This window comes from Flavobacterium sp. UBA2787 (assembly GCA_002352205.1).
Lineage (GTDB): Bacteria > Bacteroidota > Bacteroidia > Flavobacteriales > Flavobacteriaceae > Flavobacterium.
Map to the genome: position 1 here is coordinate 735,455 of DEHZ01000010.1, position 19,882 is coordinate 755,336.

A 19,882-nucleotide genomic window follows, 5' to 3' on the forward strand; every position below is an offset into this window, starting at 1 on the left:
AATAATTAATACAGTAGGAACAAAATCGCCTAAAAGTAAACCTTATGACACAAGAAACCACTTCTAAAAAAGCAACAAATTTCAGATGGACCATTTGTAGTTTATTATTTTTTGCGACTACCATTAATTATTTAGACCGACAAGTGCTTTCACTTACTTGGAAGGATTTCATTCAACCCGAATTCCATTGGAACAACAATGACTACGGAAATATCACCGCATTGTTTTCGATTTTTTACGCCATCAGTATGCTGTTTGCCGGAAAATTTGTGGATTGGATTGATACCAAAAAAGGTTTTCTTTGGGCAATCGGAATCTGGTCTGTCGGTGCGGTATTACACGCTTTTTGCGGAATTGCAACGGCTGGTTACATCACAGGAAATTGGTTTGTTGGTTTTGCGGAATCAAAAGAAATCATCAGTACAATCAATAATACTTCGTTGGTTATTAGTACGAGTGTCACCTTATTCATTTTTGCACGATTTGTATTAGCCGTCGGTGAAGCCGGAAATTTTCCAGCTGCCATCAAAGCGACAGCCGAATTTTTTCCCAAAAAAGAACGAGCATTTTCCACCAGTATTTTTAATGCCGGAGCAACAGTTGGAGCATTGGCAGCACCATTAACGATCCCGTTTATTGCTAAAGCATTAGGCTGGGAAATGGCGTTTATCATCATTGGTGCATTAGGTTTTGTTTGGATGGGATTGTGGATATTTCTTTACAAAAAACCCGAAGTTCATCCAAAAGTAAATGCAGAAGAATTGGCATACATCAACCAAGATCAAGTAGATGCTCCTGTAGAAACACAAGAGGAAAAAGACGCTACTTTTTCATTAAAAGAATGTTTCAAATACCGTCAAACGTGGGCTTTTATTGTTGGTAAATTTATGACCGATGGCGTTTGGTGGTTCTATTTATTTTGGACACCGGCCTATTTAAGTTCGGTTTATGGTATGGATAGCACACAAAGTGCCATTCCGTTAGTGGTTTTATATGTCATCACATTATTATCCATTATCGGTGGATGGTTGCCAAAATATTTCGTTGATAAATTAGGTTTAAATCCGTATGATGGTAGAATGAAAGCTATGCTAATTTTTGCATTTTTCCCGTTATTAGCTTTATTAGCCCAACCTGGTGGCGATATTTCATACTGGATCCCGGTTATCATTATCGGAATTGCTGGTGCGGCACATCAAGCGTGGTCAGCAAATATTTTTTCAACAGTAGGGGATATGTTTCCAAAAAGAGCCATCGCAACCATCACAGGAATTGGTGGAATGGCGGGCGGAATTGGTTCATTTTTAATTAATAAAGGTTCCGGAGTTTTATTTGATTATTCACATAAAACGTGGACAACTGTGGATGGAGTGCCGTTTTTAGAGAAATTTCCGCAGTATATAAATGATCGTATTCCTGAAAATTTATTCGCAGAACTAGAAAAATCAGGTGCTGTTGTTTCAGACGGAATTGATAAAGGTTACATGATTATCTTCTCCATTTGTGCCGTTGCCTACCTTATTGCGTGGGGAATCATGAAAACATTAGTACCAAAATATAAAGTAATCAAATATTAAAAAATGGAAAATCTAGTAAAACAAAAATTAAGTAGAGAAAGTATCGGATTTTCAACAAAATATCCCATCAAAGTTGTTCAATTTGGAGAAGGAAATTTTTTAAGAGCATTTGTTGATTATGCTTTTCAAATCTTAAATAAAAAAGCTGATTTTAATGGCGGAATTGCTGTTATTCAACCACTTGATAATGGTATGGTTCACTTATTAAATGAACAGGATGGCTTGTACACTTTATTTATGAATGGTGTAAAAAAAGGCGAAAAGATTCAAGATATTGAATTGATTACTAACGTTGTACAAGGTATAAATACATACAAGAATTTTCAGGAATACCTTGATTTAGCGAAAGTTGAAACACTTGAATTCATTATTTCAAATACAACTGAAGCCGGAATTGAGTATGTTGATTCAGACAAAAAAGAAATGCAACCACCCAATTCATTTCCGGGAAAATTGTCTGTGTTTTTATACGAAAGATTCAAACATTTCAATGGTGATGTTTCCAAAGGTTTGACCATTATTCCATGCGAATTAATTAATTACAACGCAGATACTTTAAAAGAAATTTTACTAAAATTAGCCGATTTATGGCAGTTAGGCGAAGAATATAAATATTGGTTAACTGCAAGTTGTACTTTTCATAATACATTGGTAGACAGAATTGTACCCGGTTATCCTAGAAATGAAATTGACGACTATAACAATAAATTAGACTATCACGATGATATTTTAGTAACTGCCGAACCTTTTTTCCTTTGGGTAATTGAAGGCGATGAAAAGTTGAAAGAAAAATTACCTTTTCATAAAACGAATTTAGATGTAAAAATTGTGTCGGATATGCAACCGTATCGCACACGAAAAGTGAGAATTCTTAACGGAGCTCATACGGCAATGGTTCCTTTTTCAATTTTATATGGAAATGAAACAGTGAAAGAAACATTGGATAATAAATTTACAGAAGATTTTGTGACGAAAACAATTTTCAACGAAATCAATCCGACACTTCCAATGGAAAAAGCAGAATTGGATTTATTTGCAGATGAAGTGTTAGATCGTTTCAGAAATCCGTTTATCAAACATCAATTAGCTGATATTGCTTTAAATTCAGTTTCAAAATTCAAAGTGAGAGTACTTCCAAGTTTGTTGGAATATGTAAAAATGAATCAAAAATTACCGGTTCATTTAACATTCTCATTTGCTTGTTTAATTCGTTTTTATAAGAAGGAATGGCAAGACAGAATTTTACCAATTAATGATACAAAAGAAATAGTTTCATTTTTTGAAAACAGCTGGAAATCAAATAATAATGAAGATGTAGTTAAACAAACACTTTCAAATTTAGAATTCTGGGATAAAGACTTAAATTCAGTAAATGGTTTAACAGAAGCACTCGTTTTTGCTTTGACAGAAATAGAAAATAAAGGAATTGAAAACGGATTTATAAGTTTTAAAAATCAATATGATTCTTAACGAAACGATTATGCAAAAGAAATTAATAAAAGTTCATCCCACCGACAACGTAATTGTTGCTTTGGTTGATATTGAACAAGGCGAAACCATCGCTTTTGAAGGAAAAGAAATCACGACAGCCACTGCTGTGAAGGCAAAACATAAAATTGCAGAGTTTGATTTTGCAACCGGCGATAGCATTTTTATGTACGGAGTTTTGGTTGGAAAAGCGAGTCAAAATATACAAAAAGGTGAGGTGTTAACTACATCAAACGTGAAGCATCAAAGCGGAAAAGTTTCTCAAAAAACAGAAACAACTTCGTGGAATCCACCAAATGTTGACAAATGGAAAGACCGAACGTTTATGGGTTATCATCGTGCTGACGGTCAAGTAGGAACGGGAAATATTTGGTTATTCTTTCCTTTAGTTTTTTGTGAAAATAAAAACATCGAACGCTTAAAAGAAGTTTTCGAAAAGGAATTAATGCCAAAGAAAACGGATAGCTATCAAATGTTACTTCGATCGTTAGTCAACAACACCAGTCAAACTGAAGTTATTGAAGAAAAAAGCACCAATGCATTTGATAATGTTGAAGTAAAATTCATCACACATCAAGGCGGTTGCGGTGGGATTAGACAAGATTCTGAAAGTTTAGCCCGACTTTTAGCTGGTTATGTGAATAATCCCAACGTAGCCGGAGCAACAGTGTTGAGTTTAGGTTGTCAAAATTTGCAAATTGAATTGTTTCAAAATACGCTAAAAGCCATCAATCCAAATTTAAATAAAGAAGTAATTATCTACGAGCAACAGCAAATGGGAACGGTAGATACAATGCTTCAAACGATTATTAAAGATTCTTTTGAAGCGATTAAAAGGGCTAACCAAATTCAGCGTCAACCAGCACCTTTATCCAAACTTTGTATTGGTTTAGAATGTGGTGGATCGGATGGTTTTTCAGGAATTTCAGCTAATCCGGCTTTAGGACACGTGTCTGATATTATGGCTGCTTTAGGAGGAAAAAGTATTTTGGCAGAATTTCCGGAGTTATGCGGAGTTGAACAAGAATTAATGAACCGTTGCGTCACCGAAGAAAAAGCCAATAAGTTTTTATCGTTGATGAAAGCATATGAAAAATCCGTTGTTGATGCAGGTTCTGGGTTCGATATGAATCCGTCTCCCGGCAACATCAAAGATGGTTTGATTACCGATGCAATGAAATCAGCAGGAGCAGCCAAAAAAGGCGGAACTTCTCCCGTAACAGATGTTTTGGATTATGGTGAATATGTTTCTGAATCCGGATTAACGTTACTAAATACACCCGGAAATGATGTAGAAAGTACAACTGCAATGGTTGGTTCCGGTGCAACAGTGGTTCTATTTACAACAGGTTTAGGAACTCCAACAGGAAATCCGATTGCTCCGGTAATTAAAGTTTCGTCGAATACAATTTTAGCTCAGCGAATGAATGATATTATTGATATTGATACAGGAGCTGTGATAAGTGGCGAAAAAACCATCGAAGAAATAGGAGATAGCATTTTAGAATATATTATTGAAGTGGCAAGCGGACGAATTATTTCCAAAGCTGACCAATTGAATCAAGATGATTTTATTCCTTGGAAACGAGGAGTTTCATTATAATTTTTTAGTTAGTATTTTTTTTCAAATCCGTTTAGTTCTATAGCTAAACGGATTTTTTATTACTTCTCTATTAGTTTTCGAGTTGATTTTCTTAAAATTAATTCAGGCTCCAAAACTACTTTCTTTTCAATTTTAATTTTATCCGAATTGTTTACTTGTTCCAAAAACACTTTAGCAGTCATTCTTCCCATTTCAAGTGGAAACTGATCTATTGTGCTGATAGACAATTCCATAAACATTGTAAACGGTTCATTACTGAATCCAATAACCGAAAAATCAGTTGGGATTTTAATATTCTTCGCTTTCAATTCTTGAATGGCTCCTAAAGCAGCGAAATCACTCGAAGAAAAGATAGCATCAGGAGGTGTAGCAAGTTTTAAAAGTTTTTTAACTGCTTTTCTACCTTCTTCAATTGTACTTTTTGTTTGAACAATATATTCTTTTACGAACTCTACATTATTGTCTTCCAAAGCTTGTTTGTAACCTAAAAAACGATCTTTAAAAATTTCAATATTCGTATCTCCTGAAAAGTAGGCGATACGTTTGCAGCCTGTGTCAATTAAATGTTTAGTAGCTTTGTAGCCTCCATCAAAGTCATTTATGGTGACAGAACTCACATTTTTCATTGTTTTTTTTCTATCAAAAAACACTAACGGAACTTCTTTCTTCATAATTCGATCAAAAGTTGAAACATTATTGCTCGAAGTTGAAATCAAAATTCCATCTACTTGGGAATTCAAAAGTGCTTCAATGTTGGCCACTTCTTTTGCTTCAACTCCATCTGTTTGACAAATAATAACGTGATAACCATGTTTGTTTAATTCTTCTTCAATTCCGTGAATTACAGAACCGAAGAAATTACTGTCAATTCTTGGAACCACAACACCGACGTTATTACTCTTTCCACTTTTTAAAGCTAAAGCAAGTCGGTTTTGCTCATAATTCATTTTAGTAGCCATATTCACAACAAGCTCACGGGTAGCATCGCTGATATTTGGGTTGTTGTTTAAAGCTCTTGAAACTGTAGCGGCTGTAATATTTAGCTTCTTCGCGATGTCGTAGATAGTGGTTTTTTTCTTCATTAAGAGATAAACTTAAAGGTATATTTTACTAAATCTTTGATTTTTATGAACACAAATGTAACAATTACATTGAATATTTATTTTTTTATTTAAAAAAAAGACTTGAAAACAAAGGTCTCAATTATCAATAAATCATAAATTTTATATTATTTTTTAATTTTATAAAAAAAAGCTTGGTTATTATTATTGTATTAATTATTTTTGGTAATCGATTACATAACAACATTTACTAAAATGAAAGCAATTAAAATGCGGAATTACAAAACAATTATCTATTTAAACCTTGTACTACTTTTTATTTCTTGTGGAGAAAAGAACCAAACTAGAGTAGTAAGCGAAGAAAATCCGTGGGGTAAGATGGAAGCAATTTTAGTCGCAACCAAAGAACCGACTTTCAAAAATGTAAATTATTCAGTACTCGATTACGGTGCAAAAGCAGATGGAAAAACGATGAATACTGAAGCTTTTCGATTAGCTATCAAAGCTTGTACAGAAAACGGTGGTGGAAAAGTAGTTGTTCCTACAGGAAAATTCTTATCAGGACCAATTCATTTAGATAACAATGTAAATCTTCATTTGGAAGAAGGAGCAGAGATATTATTCAGCACTAATCCGGATGATTATTATCCGTTAGTTCACACATCTTTTGAAGGAATGGAATTGATGAATTATTCTCCGCTAATTTATGCAAAAAACAAAAAAAATATAGCAATTACTGGTAAAGGAACGTTAAATGGTCAAGCTAACAATACCTATTGGTGGCCTTGGAAAGGTAAAACTTCTGAAGGCGATGTATATGGTTACAAGCCAGGAGAACCTTCGCAATTAGACAGTTTGAATTTACCTGCTTTGATGAAAATGGCTGAGAAAGATGTTCCGATTGACAAAAGAGTTTTTGGAAATAATAAGTATTTGAGACCAAATTTTATAGAACCATTTGATTGCGAAAATGTTTTAATCAAAGACATTAAAATCATTAATGCTCCTTTTTGGATTATTCATCCATTAAAATGTACAAATGTTATTGTTGACGGTGTAACTATTGATAGCCACGGACCAAACAATGATGGTTGTGATCCTGAATATTCTAAAAATGTAATCATTCAAAATTGTACTTTCAACACAGGTGACGATTGTATTGCCATAAAAGCAGGACGAGATCACGAAGGTAGAAAAGTAGGTATTATGAGTGAAAACATTGTCGTTAGAAATTGTAAAATGATTGACGGTCATGGTGGAGTGGTGATTGGAAGTGAAATGTCTGCCGGAGTAAAAAATGTTTTTGTAGAAGATTGCTTTATGGATAGTCCTCAACTTGACAGAGCAATTCGGTTAAAAACCAATACTAAAAGAGGAGGAACGGTAGATGGAGTGTATGTTAGAAACATTAAGGTGGGAAAAGTAAAACAAGCTGTTTTGCATATTACAATGAACTATTCGGTTTATGCTGGTCAGAAGGACGGAAATTTTATTCCAAAAATTAAAAATATTTTATTGGAAAATATAACTGTTCAAAATGCTGGTAAATATGCCATTTTTGCCGATGGATTAGAAAATTCGCCTATCGAAAACGTCACATTTAATAACGTAAGAATAGATACTGTAAAAGAAAACTTTTCATTGAAGCACGTAAAAAATTTAAAATTAATCGATACCTATATAAATAACAAAAAAGTAAACCTAACAAGCAATTAAGAAAACAAACAAACCTAAAATTGACCACGCAGATTATGAAAGCAAAATTATTAGTACTAAATAGGTTACGATATACTCTAACACTATTTATTTTTATTTCCGTATTCGGACTGCAAGAAACTTATGCTCAAAACACCGTCTCAATATCGGGTAAAGTAGTTGACGCAGCCGATAAACTGGAAATTCCCGGAGTTAATATTATTGAAAAAGGAACATCAAATGGTACTTCAACCGATTTTGATGGAGCTTTTAAATTTAATGTTAAATCCAGTGACGCAACATTAGTTGTGAGTTTTATTGGCTATAAAACGCAAACGATTGAGTTAAAAGGAAGAACCACACTTAATATCGAATTAGCTTTAGATCAGGAATCACTGGATGAGGTAGTTTTAGTAGGATATGGTTCGGTTAAAAAATCTGACTTAACAGGATCAATTTCAACACTTTCGGGAACTGAAATTCAGAAACAGCCTATTTCTAATGTGGGTGAAGCATTAACTGGTAGAATTGCAGGTGTTAGAGTAACATCATCAGAAGGTTCTCCTGACGCTGACATATCAATTAGAATTAGAGGAGGTGGATCATTAACACAAGACGCTTCTCCCTTAATTATTGTAGATGGATTTCCTGTAAATAGTTTAAATGATATTGCTCCAGCAGATATAGAAAATATTACTGTTTTAAAAGATGCGTCTTCCACAGCAATTTATGGAGCTAGAGGTGCTTACGGTGTAATTTTAGTTACAACTAAAACCGGTAAAACTGGTGAAAAAATGAGTGTTTCATATGATATGTTTACAGGGTTTAAAAATATTGTTAATACAATTGATGTACTTGGAGCGAGAGATTTTGCTAATTGGCAATATGAATTCGCTACGCTAGAAAACGATTTAGCCTCGTATGAAGATTTTTTTGGAACTTATCAAGATATAAGTCAATATGATAATGCTCAAAATACAAATTGGCAAAAAGAAATTTATGGTCAAACAGGCACTGTGCAAAGTCATACACTTGGAATTCGTGGTGGTTCTGATAAAATAAATTACAATTTCAATTATGTACATTTTGATGAGCAAGCTATTATGATTGGTTCAAGCTTTAAACGAAATAACTTGTCATTAAACCTTAAAAGTAAGCTAAATGAAAAAGTACAATTAGCGTTTACAATTCGTTACTCTGATACAGAAATTAGAGGTGGTGGAGCGAATGAACAAAGAGAATTTTCATCTACTGATGCTCGTTTTAGACACAGTGTTGGTTATTCTCCAATTCCAATACCAGGTTTACTTGATGATGATACAGATGAAAATGTTGCTGGTTATTTGGTTAACCCTTTTGTTGCTGTTGCTGACAATGATAGACTACAAGATAGAAGAAATTATAATATGCTTGGCGGTTTGACTTGGAAAATAATTGATGGATTACAATTTAAATCTGATTTCGGATTTGATAATTTTAGAAATTTAGACTATCGTTTTTACGGTAACTCCACTTTTTACATAAACAATATTCCAGCTGCTGAAAACCAAGGTTCTCCGGCTTTAATTTTTACAAATCGAGAAAACAATCGTTTTAGAACAGCAAATACTTTAGATTATGATTTTAAAAAACATTTAGGAGAAAATCATAGATTAAAAGTGCTTGTTGGACAAGAAACTATTATTAATAAAGAAAACCTATTAACAAATGTGATTCATGGCTTTCCAGAATTTTTCAATTTTAACAATGCAATTAATTTAACAACAGAAGGAGTGCCACAATCTGTTAATAATTTCAATAACCCAAATGATGAGTTACTATCCTTTTTTGGAAGAGTAAATTATGATATCAAAGATCGTTATCTTTTAACTGCAACTTATCGTGCAGACGGTTCAAGTAGATTTTTAGGTGATAATCGCTGGGGATATTTTCCTTCAGTAGCTGCTGGATGGAAAGTTTCAGAAGAAAGCTTTCTGAAAAATGTAAGTTGGCTTGATTTATTAAAACTTAGAGTGAGTTATGGCGAAGCCGGTAATAATAATATTATAACTGGTCAAACTATTCAAAACTATTTATCATTTAATTCAACATGGATTAATGGCGTTGAAAGTTTTTGGGCAGCATCAAATGTACTGGCAAATCCCGACTTAAGGTGGGAAACAACTGTTACTCAAAATTTAGGCTTGGATTATGAACTGTTTAAAGGTAGAGTAAGTGGATCTTTTGAAGTTTACAAAAATTTAACCAATGACTTATTAATTAATTTCCCTATACCAGGTTCGGGTTATTTAACACAATATAGAAATTTAGGTGAAATTGAAAACAAAGGTTTTGAAGCTTCATTATTTGTTGATGCAATTAGAAAAGACAAATTTGGATTAAATTTTTCGTTTAACATTGCCCACAACATGAATACTATTAATTCATTAGGAGAACTTGGAATATATAGACCTGGATCTAATTGGGCATCGTCAGCAATTACAGAAGAATACGATGTAAAAGTAGGAGGGTCTATTGGCGAGTTTTATGGATATAGAAGTGATGGACGTTATGAAGTATCTGACTTTGATTTTGTTGATGGTCAATATATTTTAAAAGCGGATGTTGCAAATGCATCTACTATAGTGGGTGCGGTTCGACCCGGATCAATGAAATTAAAAGATATAAATGGCGATGGAGTTGTAGATGCAAATGACCGTACTGTAATAGGAAACGCTAATCCAGGTCATACTGGAGGTTTTGTAATTAATGCAAACGCTCATAATTTTGATCTATCAGCTGCTTTCAACTGGAGTTATGGTAATGATATTTACAACGCTAGCAAAGTTGAACATACTACTGCTACCATTTCTAACCCAAATGGTCAATATAGAAACCTAACCACTACTATGGCAGACGGTGTAAGGTGGACTAATATTGACCCATCAAGCGGAGAATTAGTTACGGATCCTGCTGCATTAGAAGCTCTTAATGCTGGAACCTCATTGTGGTCTCCTTATATGCCTAGGTATGTACTTACTGATTGGGCAATTGAAGATGGATCATTCTTACGATTAAACACTTTAACACTTGGCTATACAATGCCAAAAGAAGTTGTGTCTAAAATTGGTATAGATAGATTAAGATTTTATACTACTGCTACCAATGTATTTGTCTTAACAAATTATTCGGGTCTAGATCCAGAAGTTAATACAAGACGTTCAACGCCTTTAACACCGGGTATAGATTATTCAGGATATCCTCGTAGCAGACAGTTTGTTTTTGGTTTAAACCTAAATTTTTAATTTAAAAAAATATTTAAAATGAAAAAAATAGTAATATTTTCAGTCATCATACTCTTATCTTTTTTGGTTTCTTGTGAGGATGATTTTTTAGAATCTCAAACACAATCTACTTTAGATGAGTCAATAATCTTTTCTACTCCCGGACTTGCTGAAGGAGCAGTTAATGGAATTAAAATTCCTTTTGGTGAAACCAATTCTTACCGTGGTCGTTTTCTTCCTTGGTATGGTTTTAATACCGATACTGAATGGTACAATTCGTCTGAAACAACTTCCAATGACAATCCTGATTTGTGTGTTTATGATGCTAAACCTAATAATAGTAACATGAATACATTGAATAATGCATGGGCAATGATGTATAGTGGTATAGAAAGAGCAAACTTATGTATTAGAGGATTACGTACATATGGAAATCCTACTCCAGATTCTGAATTAGGTTATCTTTTAGGAGAAGCTCTAACATTAAGAGCAGTTTATTATGCCGACTTACTAAAAGCATGGGGTGATGTGCCTGCTCGTTTTGAACCAATAAATGGTGAAACAATCTATATTGCTAAGTCGAGTAGAGATATTATTTACAAACAATTAATTCAAGATTTAGAAGAAGCCGCAACATTAGTGCCATGGCCAAATGGAAATGCAACAACAACAAGCGTTGAAAGAGTTAACAAAGCATTTGTAAAAGGTCTTCGTGCTCGTTTAGCTTTAGCAGCTTGTGGCTTCCAACAATATCCAGATGGAATCAGAAGAAGTAATGACCCTGATTTATCTGTTACAGCAATGCATCAATTAGCTTTAAACGAATGTCGTTCCGTTATCGAAAGTGGTACTTGTAACTTAGAATCTTCTTTTGAAACATTATGGAGAAAATACAATCAAGATGTTACCACAGCGGGTGGCGAATCTCTTTGGGAGATACCTTTTGGAGATGGTAGAGGAAGAATGTTATTCACTTTTGCTGTAAGACATACTAACAACAATCAGCATCATGCTAATGGAAACAATAGAGGTGGACAATCTGGTCCATTACCTTATGTGTTTTACGATTATGACGAATCTGATACCAGAAGAAATGTAACTTGTGTGCCTTATCGATATGGAGCTGCAGTGAGCGGTTTTGCAAGACAACAATTAAATCCCTTTAATACTTGGTATTTTGGTAAATATCGCTATGAATGGATGTCGCGTTTTGTAACCTCTACTAATGATGATGGTGTAAACAAATTATACATGCGTTATGCCGAAGTAATTTTAATGGCTGCTGAAACAGCTAATGAAATAGAAGGACCAGCTGCTGCCGGAGTCTATCTGAAAATGCTAAGAATGAGAGCCTTCAACCCAGCAGATCACGCAGTTAAAGTTGACGCTTATGTAAATGCTTTAACGTCAAAACAAGCCATGTTCAATGCAATTGTTGAGGAGCATAAATTTGAATTTACAGGTGAAATGGAACGTAAACAAGCATTAATCAGATGGAATTTACTGAAGCAAAATTTAGATTTAGCAAAAGAAAAACTATTTAATTTAAGAGATAGAGCAGGAGAATATGCAGATGTTCCAACTACACTTTACACTCGATATGCAGCTGATGATGAAACATTAATAATTTACGGATTAAATAGAGGTGAATTCGATGATCCGGGTGCTGGATGGACAGCAACTCCTTTGAGTTCAATTACTGATTCCAAAATAAATGCAATCTATAGACTAGATCCGGATACCAGACAATTTTGGCCAATTTGGCAAGTGTTTATTGAAAACAGTAATGGGTTATTAGTAAATGATTATGGCTATTAAAAATCCATAATCCACACGAATTACATTTTAAAAAACTCATCATTTTGTTCATTTAAAATGATGAGTTTTTTAAGTTTAAGAATTCAATGTTGCTAAAAATTTAAATATAAATTGAATTCGATTTAATAAAAATTAAAATGAAAAAATTTAAATATAGCATAATCGCTTTCACATTATTAATTTCTCTTAGCAACTTTGCTCAAGAAAAAAAAATCACTTGGAAAAATATCATAGAAAATAATGATGAAAGTTGGTTTGCAACCGAAGAAGCCAAAAATATAGCAGAAAATGTTTTGTTATACCAACGCGATATTGGTGGTTGGCCAAAAAATACTGAAATTCAAAATGAACTTTCAGAAAAAGAAAAGCAAGCATTAAAACTTCTAAAATCAGATCCAAATGGATGTACGATTGATAACGGTGCAACGTGTCAGGAATTGCTTTTTCTATCAAAAATTTATAAATCAAATCCTGATGAGCGATATAAAACCGCTTTCATAAAAGGTGTTATTTATCTAATCACAGCTCAATATAAAAATGGTGGTTGGCCACAGTTTTATCCAATAAAAAAAGGCTATTACACACATATCACCTACAATGATAATGCAATGGTGAATGTTTTGAAAGTGTTGAAAGAAGTTAAAAATAAATCCGACTTCTACTCAATTTCGGTTCCTGGTGAAATCACTAAAATGGCTGAAGAATCTTTTAGCAAAGGAATCGATTGCATTCTAAAAACGCAATACAAACAAAACGGAATATTAACCGCTTGGTGTGCACAACATGACAATGAAACGTTGGAACCTGCCAAAGCCAGACCTTACGAATTACCGTCGTTAAGCGGAAAAGAATCAGCTAAAATTGTGTTGTTATTGATGTCAATCGAAAATCCGTCAAAAGAAGTAATTACTGCTGTGAATTCAGCGGTAAGTTGGTTTGAAAAAATAAAAATTAACGGAATTAAAATTGAAACCATCTCCACCGGAAAAAATGATGAAAAAGACAAAATCGTTGTCGAAAGTCCTGTTGCTCCACCACTTTGGGCTAGGTTTATGGAATTAAATGATAACAAACCTTTCTTTTGTGATCGAGATGGTGTGAAAAAATACAGTATGGCAGAAATTGGTCAAGAACGAAGAACAGGCTATGCGTGGTACACCAACGAACCAAAAGAAGTTTTAAAAAAATATGATGATTGGAAAGCATCACTAAACTAAAAAAAGATGAAAAAAAATTTACTTTTCTGTTTGATGTTTGTAACATCAATGATGTATGCCCAAAATACAGATGTTTGGGATTTTGGAGCTACACAACTTAATGAATCTGAATACAACAACCAATTAAACGAAAGTGTTATCAATGCTTGGTATGGAGATGTAACTCCCGGAACTGCCGGAGTAAATTTCCCCACAGCATTTACAGCAGGATCACTTTCTTGGGTGGGAAATGCCAGCGACAGATTACGAACAACCAATACCAATTTAACGCGTTTTGATGCCAATGTTGCCAGTGTTGCTGCTTATTCGGGAAGAGTTTACTGTAATGGAACAGTTACTACGAATGCTGGTTTACCAAACAACAGATACTTACGAATTACAGTTGATGAAGACGATGAAATCACAATCATTGCCCGAGGCGATACTGATGGTTTACTGACGTTCGTCAACGAAGCAAATCCATCTTTACAAACAAATACATTTCCAACAACTTCTGCATCAGGAAGTGTAACAGAAGTGAAATTTGTTGCCCAAACAGCTGGGACATATCGGATTTATGACCAATTAGCGAAAGCAAGTTTTTATCGAATTTATCTAAAAGATGCCGTTTACACAAACGTTACCGGAAACATCGATATTTCACAAGCAGCCGGAATTCCAAGTAATTATTCCTTGGTTTTTACAAATGCCGCTGGAAAATCGTGGGATGCGGTAGTTGAATCAAATGCATATACTATCAATTTACCGGTTGGTTATATTTATGCTGTCACTTTGGTGGATGCGAGTGGATACATCATTAATAGTGGTGAAACGTTTGATAGCAACGGGGTTGTCACACCAACTGTTAATCACGATATCAGTATTTTAGGAATTTCGTTATTTACAGTTACTGGTTCTATTTCTGGTTTGGATGATTTTATTTCAAATTTAAGTTTAAACTTTACACCGGATACATCAAGTGGTTCAAACTATGTTCCTTCGCCGGTGGTGAATACATCCAATTCAACGTATTCTGTTCAATTAGAAGCAAATATTCAATATACGATTTCTGCAAATGGCGTGAATGATTTTGAAATTTTAGCCAATACATTAACCATTCCAGCTGAAAATTCAACGGCAGATATCATTTTTTCAGAAAAAATGGTTTATCCGATAACGATAAATGTTGAAGGATTAAATGCGTTACAAATCAACAGTTTACAACTTACATTCACGAATTTAAATGAAGCGGGTTATGTTTATAATTTTGCGGATTTAAGCTCAATCTCATTACGAAATGGAACGTATGAAATCACCTTCAGTGGTTTAGATGATTATCCGGTTCAATTGGGATTGACTTCAAATTTGGTTGTAAATAATTCATCTGCTAGCAAAAATTTAGTTTTTATTCCGGTAACGGTTTGGTCGTTCAATGATCAAGTAATTTCAACATCGACTTCAGCATCTTACAAAGGAATGATTTTAACCGGACAAGTAACAACTGTAGTAAGCTCAGGACATTTAACCGCAAAAACCGGAGCAACCATTCAAGTACCAATCAATCCAGGATTTAAAGTGGAAATTTACTATTATTACACAGCAAATTTCTCAATTGAAGGCGGTGAAGCCATTACAACAGCAACCAACAGCACATCTATTGTTGAAAATATATCCTATTCTTATACAGGAGATTCCGCTGGATATGTTACGATAACCGTTGGAGGTCCAACTACATTAACGACCTATTTAACAGAAATAAGAGTCATTCCAAATATAGCCTATTCGTCAATTATTACTGTTGGTGTAGATAAAGATTATCAAACAATTAATGAAGCTTTGTTGGCGGTTTCCTATATGGTTAGAAACGAAACAGAACGAGTTACAATAATGATTGATTCAGGAAATTATGAAGAAATGCTAGTAATTGATCAACCTAATATTACATTAAAAAATGCTTCATCAACACCAAATACTAACTTAGTTGATAATGGTGTGAATATTACCGATGGAGCCGTCAGAATAACTGCTTACTACGGTCACGGTTACCATTATTACAGTATGGGAAGTAACCAAAAATGGAACCAAGACGTTTTAAATGTCAACTTAGAAAACGGAACTTATTCCCATAATAACGCAGGAGCAGGAACAACAAATGGTTCTTTTTGGAACGCAACAGTTGTTGTACGAGCGAATGGTTTTGAAGCCGAAGACATCATTTTTGAAAATTCATTCAACCAATATATTTCTCAGAAAGAGGCTCAAGATGTCGTTGTCGCTTGGTCAACCGGAAGTCCTGGTGTTAGACCAACTAATCTCGGAAATACATCTGTTCAAAACAGAATTTTAGTTGAACGAGCTGCAGCAATCGCTTTTGTAAACAATACAGACAAAGCAATTTTAAATAAATGTAGAGTAGTGGGGCGTCAAGATTCATTTTTTGGTGGAACAGGAGCGAGAGTTGTTGTTTACAAAGGAGATGTAATGGGTGCTGTTGATTATATTTTTGGTGGGATGAATGCCGTATTTTATAAAACTAATTTGGTTATGAACACGAGTGATGCTTCCAATGATCTAGCTTACATTACTGCTGCCCAACAAACTTCCGGAAGAGGTTATTTGATGTATGAATGTACGGTTACAACAGCAGAACCTTTGGTAGAAACGGCTTCTGTTTATCGTTCAAAACCAGGCTATTTTGGTCGCCCTTGGTCAGCTACGACAAGCGAAGTTATTTTTTATAATACAACTATTGAAACCTCAAACTATCCCGGATTTATTGATAATTCATTGATTTTACCGTTAGGATGGCAAAATACTTTAGGTGGAATTTCAAGCGGAATGTATGAATATGGTTCAATCGAACTTTCCGGTGTAAACAATGGTCCAAGTAGAGCAAGTTGGTCAACCCAATTAACAAACCCAATTTTAAATGATGGAACACCAATTACAACTTTCAATTTCACAAAAGGAAATGACGATTGGGATCCGTTACCAAATTTAATTGCGAATGATCCTTTAGGAATTGACAATTACAATTCAATTACATCAGTAGGTGTTTTGACATTAAAAAACATAGTTTATTTTTCAAATGTAACCACTAAAACAAATATTAATATCTACTCAATGACGGGTGCTTTGGTAAAATCACTAGAAATAAATTCAGATGCAAATGTAGTAATGCCTTCAGGAATTTGGATAGTAACCGTCAATGCAGAAAATGGCAATAAATCAGTAAAAGTTCTAACTTATTAAATATATACACCTATGAAAAAAATTAGTATCATGTTCTTTATTTTAACAAGCTTTTTTAATCTGTATAGCCAAGATTATTTTTTGGCTACACCGCAAGGTTATGGAGCAGCAACGACGGGAGGGGGAGACGCAACCCCAATAACAGTAACGACTTGGGCAAATTTACGAACTCAAATGCAATCATCCGGTTCAAAAGTTATATTGGTTTCAGGAGTAGTTACGGTACCATCTGGTCAACAATTGCGTGCAGTTATCACTAATAAAAGTTTAATCGGACTTCCCGGAGCTAGATTAATTACCAACACACAAGCTCATCCGGGTGGAGGAATTATTTACTTGCGACCCAATTCTAACAACGTAATCATCAGAAATTTAATTTTTGAAGGACCTGGAGCTTTTGACATTGATGGTGAAGATTTACTTACTGCCGACGGATGCACCAATTTATGGGTAGATCATTGTGAGTTTCAAGACGGTTTAGATGGTAATTTTGACATGAAAGGGAACACAGATAATGTTACCGTTTCTTGGTGTAAATTTACATATTTAAAACCACCGGTTCCATCAGGTTCAGGAGGATCAAATGACCATAGATTTTCAAATTTAGTTGGTTCAGGAAGTAATGATGCTCCTGCAGATGGTCATTTTAGTGTAACATTTCAAAATTGTTTTTGGGGATTAGGTTGCAGAGAAAGAATGCCAAGAGCCAGAAATGCACAATTGCATATTTTGAGTTGCTATTATAATACCGGAATTTCAAATTCTAGAGCATTAGGACTTGGTGGAGGCGTAAATAATACAACTTGTTATGTTGAAAATACTGATTTTACAGATATTAATAACGTTTATACAAGTTATATTAGTTCAGATGGAGGAACTGTAGCTATTTCATATAATAATTGTTTGGATGGTGCTTCAAATATCGGAACAGTTTCGGCTCCAAATTATACTTCAACAGCAATTCCAGTAGACGAAGTCCAAGGTTTACTTACCGATGTAACTTGTGGTGCAGGAGCAACTTTACTAGTTTCTGCCGAAGGTGTTATTTCTCCAAATGAATGTGAAAGCTTGAATACAATGGATTACACAAAGAATGATTTAATTTTAGTTTATCCAACAATTGTAAAAAATAATTTGAATATTGAATTTAACTTAATTCAATCAGAATCTTTACAAATACAGTTGTTTAATTCAAATGGTCAAACGCTTCAAAATGTTTCAAAATCTGTAATGCCGAATGAAATACTAACCTTAGAACTGGAAACTTTGTCATCTGGATTATATTTTGGAAGGGTAACTATTGATACGAAAACACATTATTTCAAATTCATTAAATCATAGTTAATTTGGTCTAAACAGTATATTTTAATTGTATTTTTAGAAGAAATTCTCTAATAAATATATTTAAATCAAAAAAAATCAAATAAAAAATTTTTAAAATCATTTTTTTTATTACTTTTACGTAATCGATTACTTTAATAAATATAACTTTAAAATCATAAATTATGAGAAAAAAATTACTCTCTATTGTTCTTCCAATTTTATTTTTTGGAACTATTGTAAATGCCCAAACAAAAATTTGGGATTTTGGAAATGATACAACAACTTGGCCATTGTCTTCCGGAATTGGTAATAATCCAATGGTAGTTGATAATTTAGGACTCTTTCCAATCCCAACAAACACAAACTTTGGTGCGGTAACTGCAAATAACTTAACTTTTGGTGATGGATTTTCTGCTACACAAAGATTTCAAATGAATGGTGGTGGTTATCCGGCAGGTGAATTTCAGCCAATGCCAACGCAACGCTACTTGTTTTTTGGTGTAAGTGGAGCATGTACTGTAAAAGTATGGTTTAGAACTGGAAGTAATGGTGCTGTGCGTACGTTGTATGTTTCTGATGGAACGCAAGCAGTAGGTTCTGCTACAACAAATGCTAATGGAAATGGAGATTTCCCAATTTTAACTGCTAACTATACTGGTGGAGCTACTACATTATATATTTATGGTGATTTAGCAACTAACCTTTACAAAGTAGAAGTTACAGGTGCAACTGTAGAAACAACTTTAAGTTTAGATAATTTAGACAAATTTACCACCAATGTTTTTGGAGCAGGAAATCAAGTATATGTTCAAAATGTGGTTTCTAATACAGAAGTTAGAGTTTACGGAATCACAGGAGCTTTAGTTAAATCATTTAATACTACTTCAGATGTAAACTTTGAATTAAATAAAGGTCTTTACATAGTGAATGTAAAATCTGAAGAAGGAGAAAAATCTGTAAAAGTTCTAATGAACTAAAGATATCTACTTAATTATTCAAGTAAGTAAGTTAGTTAATTAAGATTAATATTTTTAAAAACAGTAGTAAAATTATTTACTACTGTTTTTTTTTTGTTATTATATTTAAAGCAGAATTATTTATATGATTTTTGATGATTGCTAATTGATATAAACTTTAAAATCTTAATTCTAATAGAAATTTATCAATACAATTTTACAAGAGACGTTTAGGAATATGATAACTAAAGTTATATTCTTAGCTCAAAATCTATTTCTAATGTAAATAATCTCATTAGATTTAATAAATATTTTAAGCGTAGAAATACACATTATTGATAAAATTGAATTCAATAATTATTTATTGGCCTTTAAATAAATGTCCATCTCAAATTATAAAATGAAATAAAACAATCATTCAATACTCTACGATTCATTCTCGTTAGTTTTAAGTAATTACATTAGTTTTTGTCAATATATTCAAGCAATTCAGTATAGTCGATATAGAAACAAAAAACCTCCGATTTCTCGGAGGTTTCTCTATTTAATAAACTCAGCAGCTTAGAACCTCAGTTCCTTAGTAACTTTGCTTTACTTTTTAACCACTCTCACAGTTCTCGTTTCATTACCTTGTGTTACAATCACGTTGT

General features: G+C 33.5%; 11 protein-coding genes. 10 read left to right on the top strand and 1 reads right to left on the bottom strand.

All coding sequences use genetic code 11. The annotated features are described in order from the left end of the window. Positions 1 to 44: 44 nt before the first annotated feature. Genes B4N66_RS09995 through B4N66_RS10005 form a run of 3 tightly spaced genes read left to right on the top strand, consistent with a single transcriptional unit; the run spans position 45 to position 4,668 of the window. Positions 45 to 1,577 (top strand): MFS transporter, encoded by a 1,533-nt coding sequence (locus B4N66_RS09995; RefSeq protein ID WP_291094417.1) that lies wholly within the window; start codon positions 45 to 47, stop codon positions 1,575 to 1,577. A 3-nt stretch (positions 1,578 to 1,580) separates the two neighbouring features. Next, positions 1,581 to 3,047, top strand: coding sequence for a tagaturonate reductase (locus B4N66_RS10000; RefSeq protein ID WP_291094418.1), 1,467 nt, complete (start codon positions 1,581 to 1,583; stop codon positions 3,045 to 3,047). A gap of 10 nt (positions 3,048 to 3,057) precedes the next feature. After that, the gene (locus tag B4N66_RS10005; protein WP_291094419.1) at positions 3,058 to 4,668 is read left to right on the top strand and encodes a UxaA family hydrolase; all 1,611 of its coding nucleotides are present in this window, start codon (positions 3,058 to 3,060) and stop codon (positions 4,666 to 4,668) included. Positions 4,669 to 4,727: 59 nt separating this feature from the next. On the opposite strand, the gene B4N66_RS10010 is transcribed toward B4N66_RS10005, so the two are convergent. Continuing rightward, on the bottom strand, positions 4,728 to 5,750 hold the full coding sequence (locus tag B4N66_RS10010; protein WP_291094421.1) for a LacI family DNA-binding transcriptional regulator: 1,023 nt from the start codon (positions 5,748 to 5,750) through the stop codon (positions 4,728 to 4,730). A gap of 234 nt (positions 5,751 to 5,984) precedes the next feature. On the opposite strand from B4N66_RS10010, the gene B4N66_RS10015 reads away from it, so the two are divergent. From B4N66_RS10015 to B4N66_RS10045, 7 genes are all read left to right on the top strand, one after another. Further along, entirely contained in the window at positions 5,985 to 7,445 is a 1,461-nt protein-coding gene (locus tag B4N66_RS10015; protein WP_291094422.1) for a glycoside hydrolase family 28 protein, read from the top strand. Positions 7,446 to 7,480: 35 nt separating this feature from the next. Continuing rightward, on the top strand, positions 7,481 to 10,708 hold the full coding sequence (locus tag B4N66_RS10020) for a SusC/RagA family TonB-linked outer membrane protein (RefSeq protein ID WP_291094424.1): 3,228 nt from the start codon (positions 7,481 to 7,483) through the stop codon (positions 10,706 to 10,708). Between the two features lie 18 nt (positions 10,709 to 10,726). Beyond that, positions 10,727 to 12,505 (top strand): RagB/SusD family nutrient uptake outer membrane protein, encoded by a 1,779-nt coding sequence (locus tag B4N66_RS10025; RefSeq protein ID WP_291094425.1) that lies wholly within the window; start codon positions 10,727 to 10,729, stop codon positions 12,503 to 12,505. Positions 12,506 to 12,642: 137 nt separating this feature from the next. Beyond that, positions 12,643 to 13,722, top strand: a complete 1,080-nt coding sequence (gene pelA / locus B4N66_RS10030; RefSeq protein WP_291094427.1) for a pectate lyase — start codon at positions 12,643 to 12,645, stop codon at positions 13,720 to 13,722. Positions 13,723 to 13,728: 6 nt separating this feature from the next. Beyond that, the gene (locus B4N66_RS10035) at positions 13,729 to 16,953 is read left to right on the top strand and encodes a pectinesterase family protein (protein WP_291094429.1); all 3,225 of its coding nucleotides are present in this window, start codon (positions 13,729 to 13,731) and stop codon (positions 16,951 to 16,953) included. A gap of 12 nt (positions 16,954 to 16,965) precedes the next feature. Beyond that, positions 16,966 to 18,294 carry a T9SS type A sorting domain-containing protein gene (locus B4N66_RS10040; RefSeq protein ID WP_291094431.1) on the top strand — a complete coding sequence of 443 codons (1,329 nt, stop codon included), beginning with the start codon at positions 16,966 to 16,968 and terminating at the stop codon, positions 18,292 to 18,294. A 164-nt stretch (positions 18,295 to 18,458) separates the two neighbouring features. After that, the gene (locus B4N66_RS10045; RefSeq protein WP_291094432.1) at positions 18,459 to 19,253 is read left to right on the top strand and encodes a T9SS type A sorting domain-containing protein; all 795 of its coding nucleotides are present in this window, start codon (positions 18,459 to 18,461) and stop codon (positions 19,251 to 19,253) included. Positions 19,254 to 19,882 lie beyond the last annotated feature (629 nt).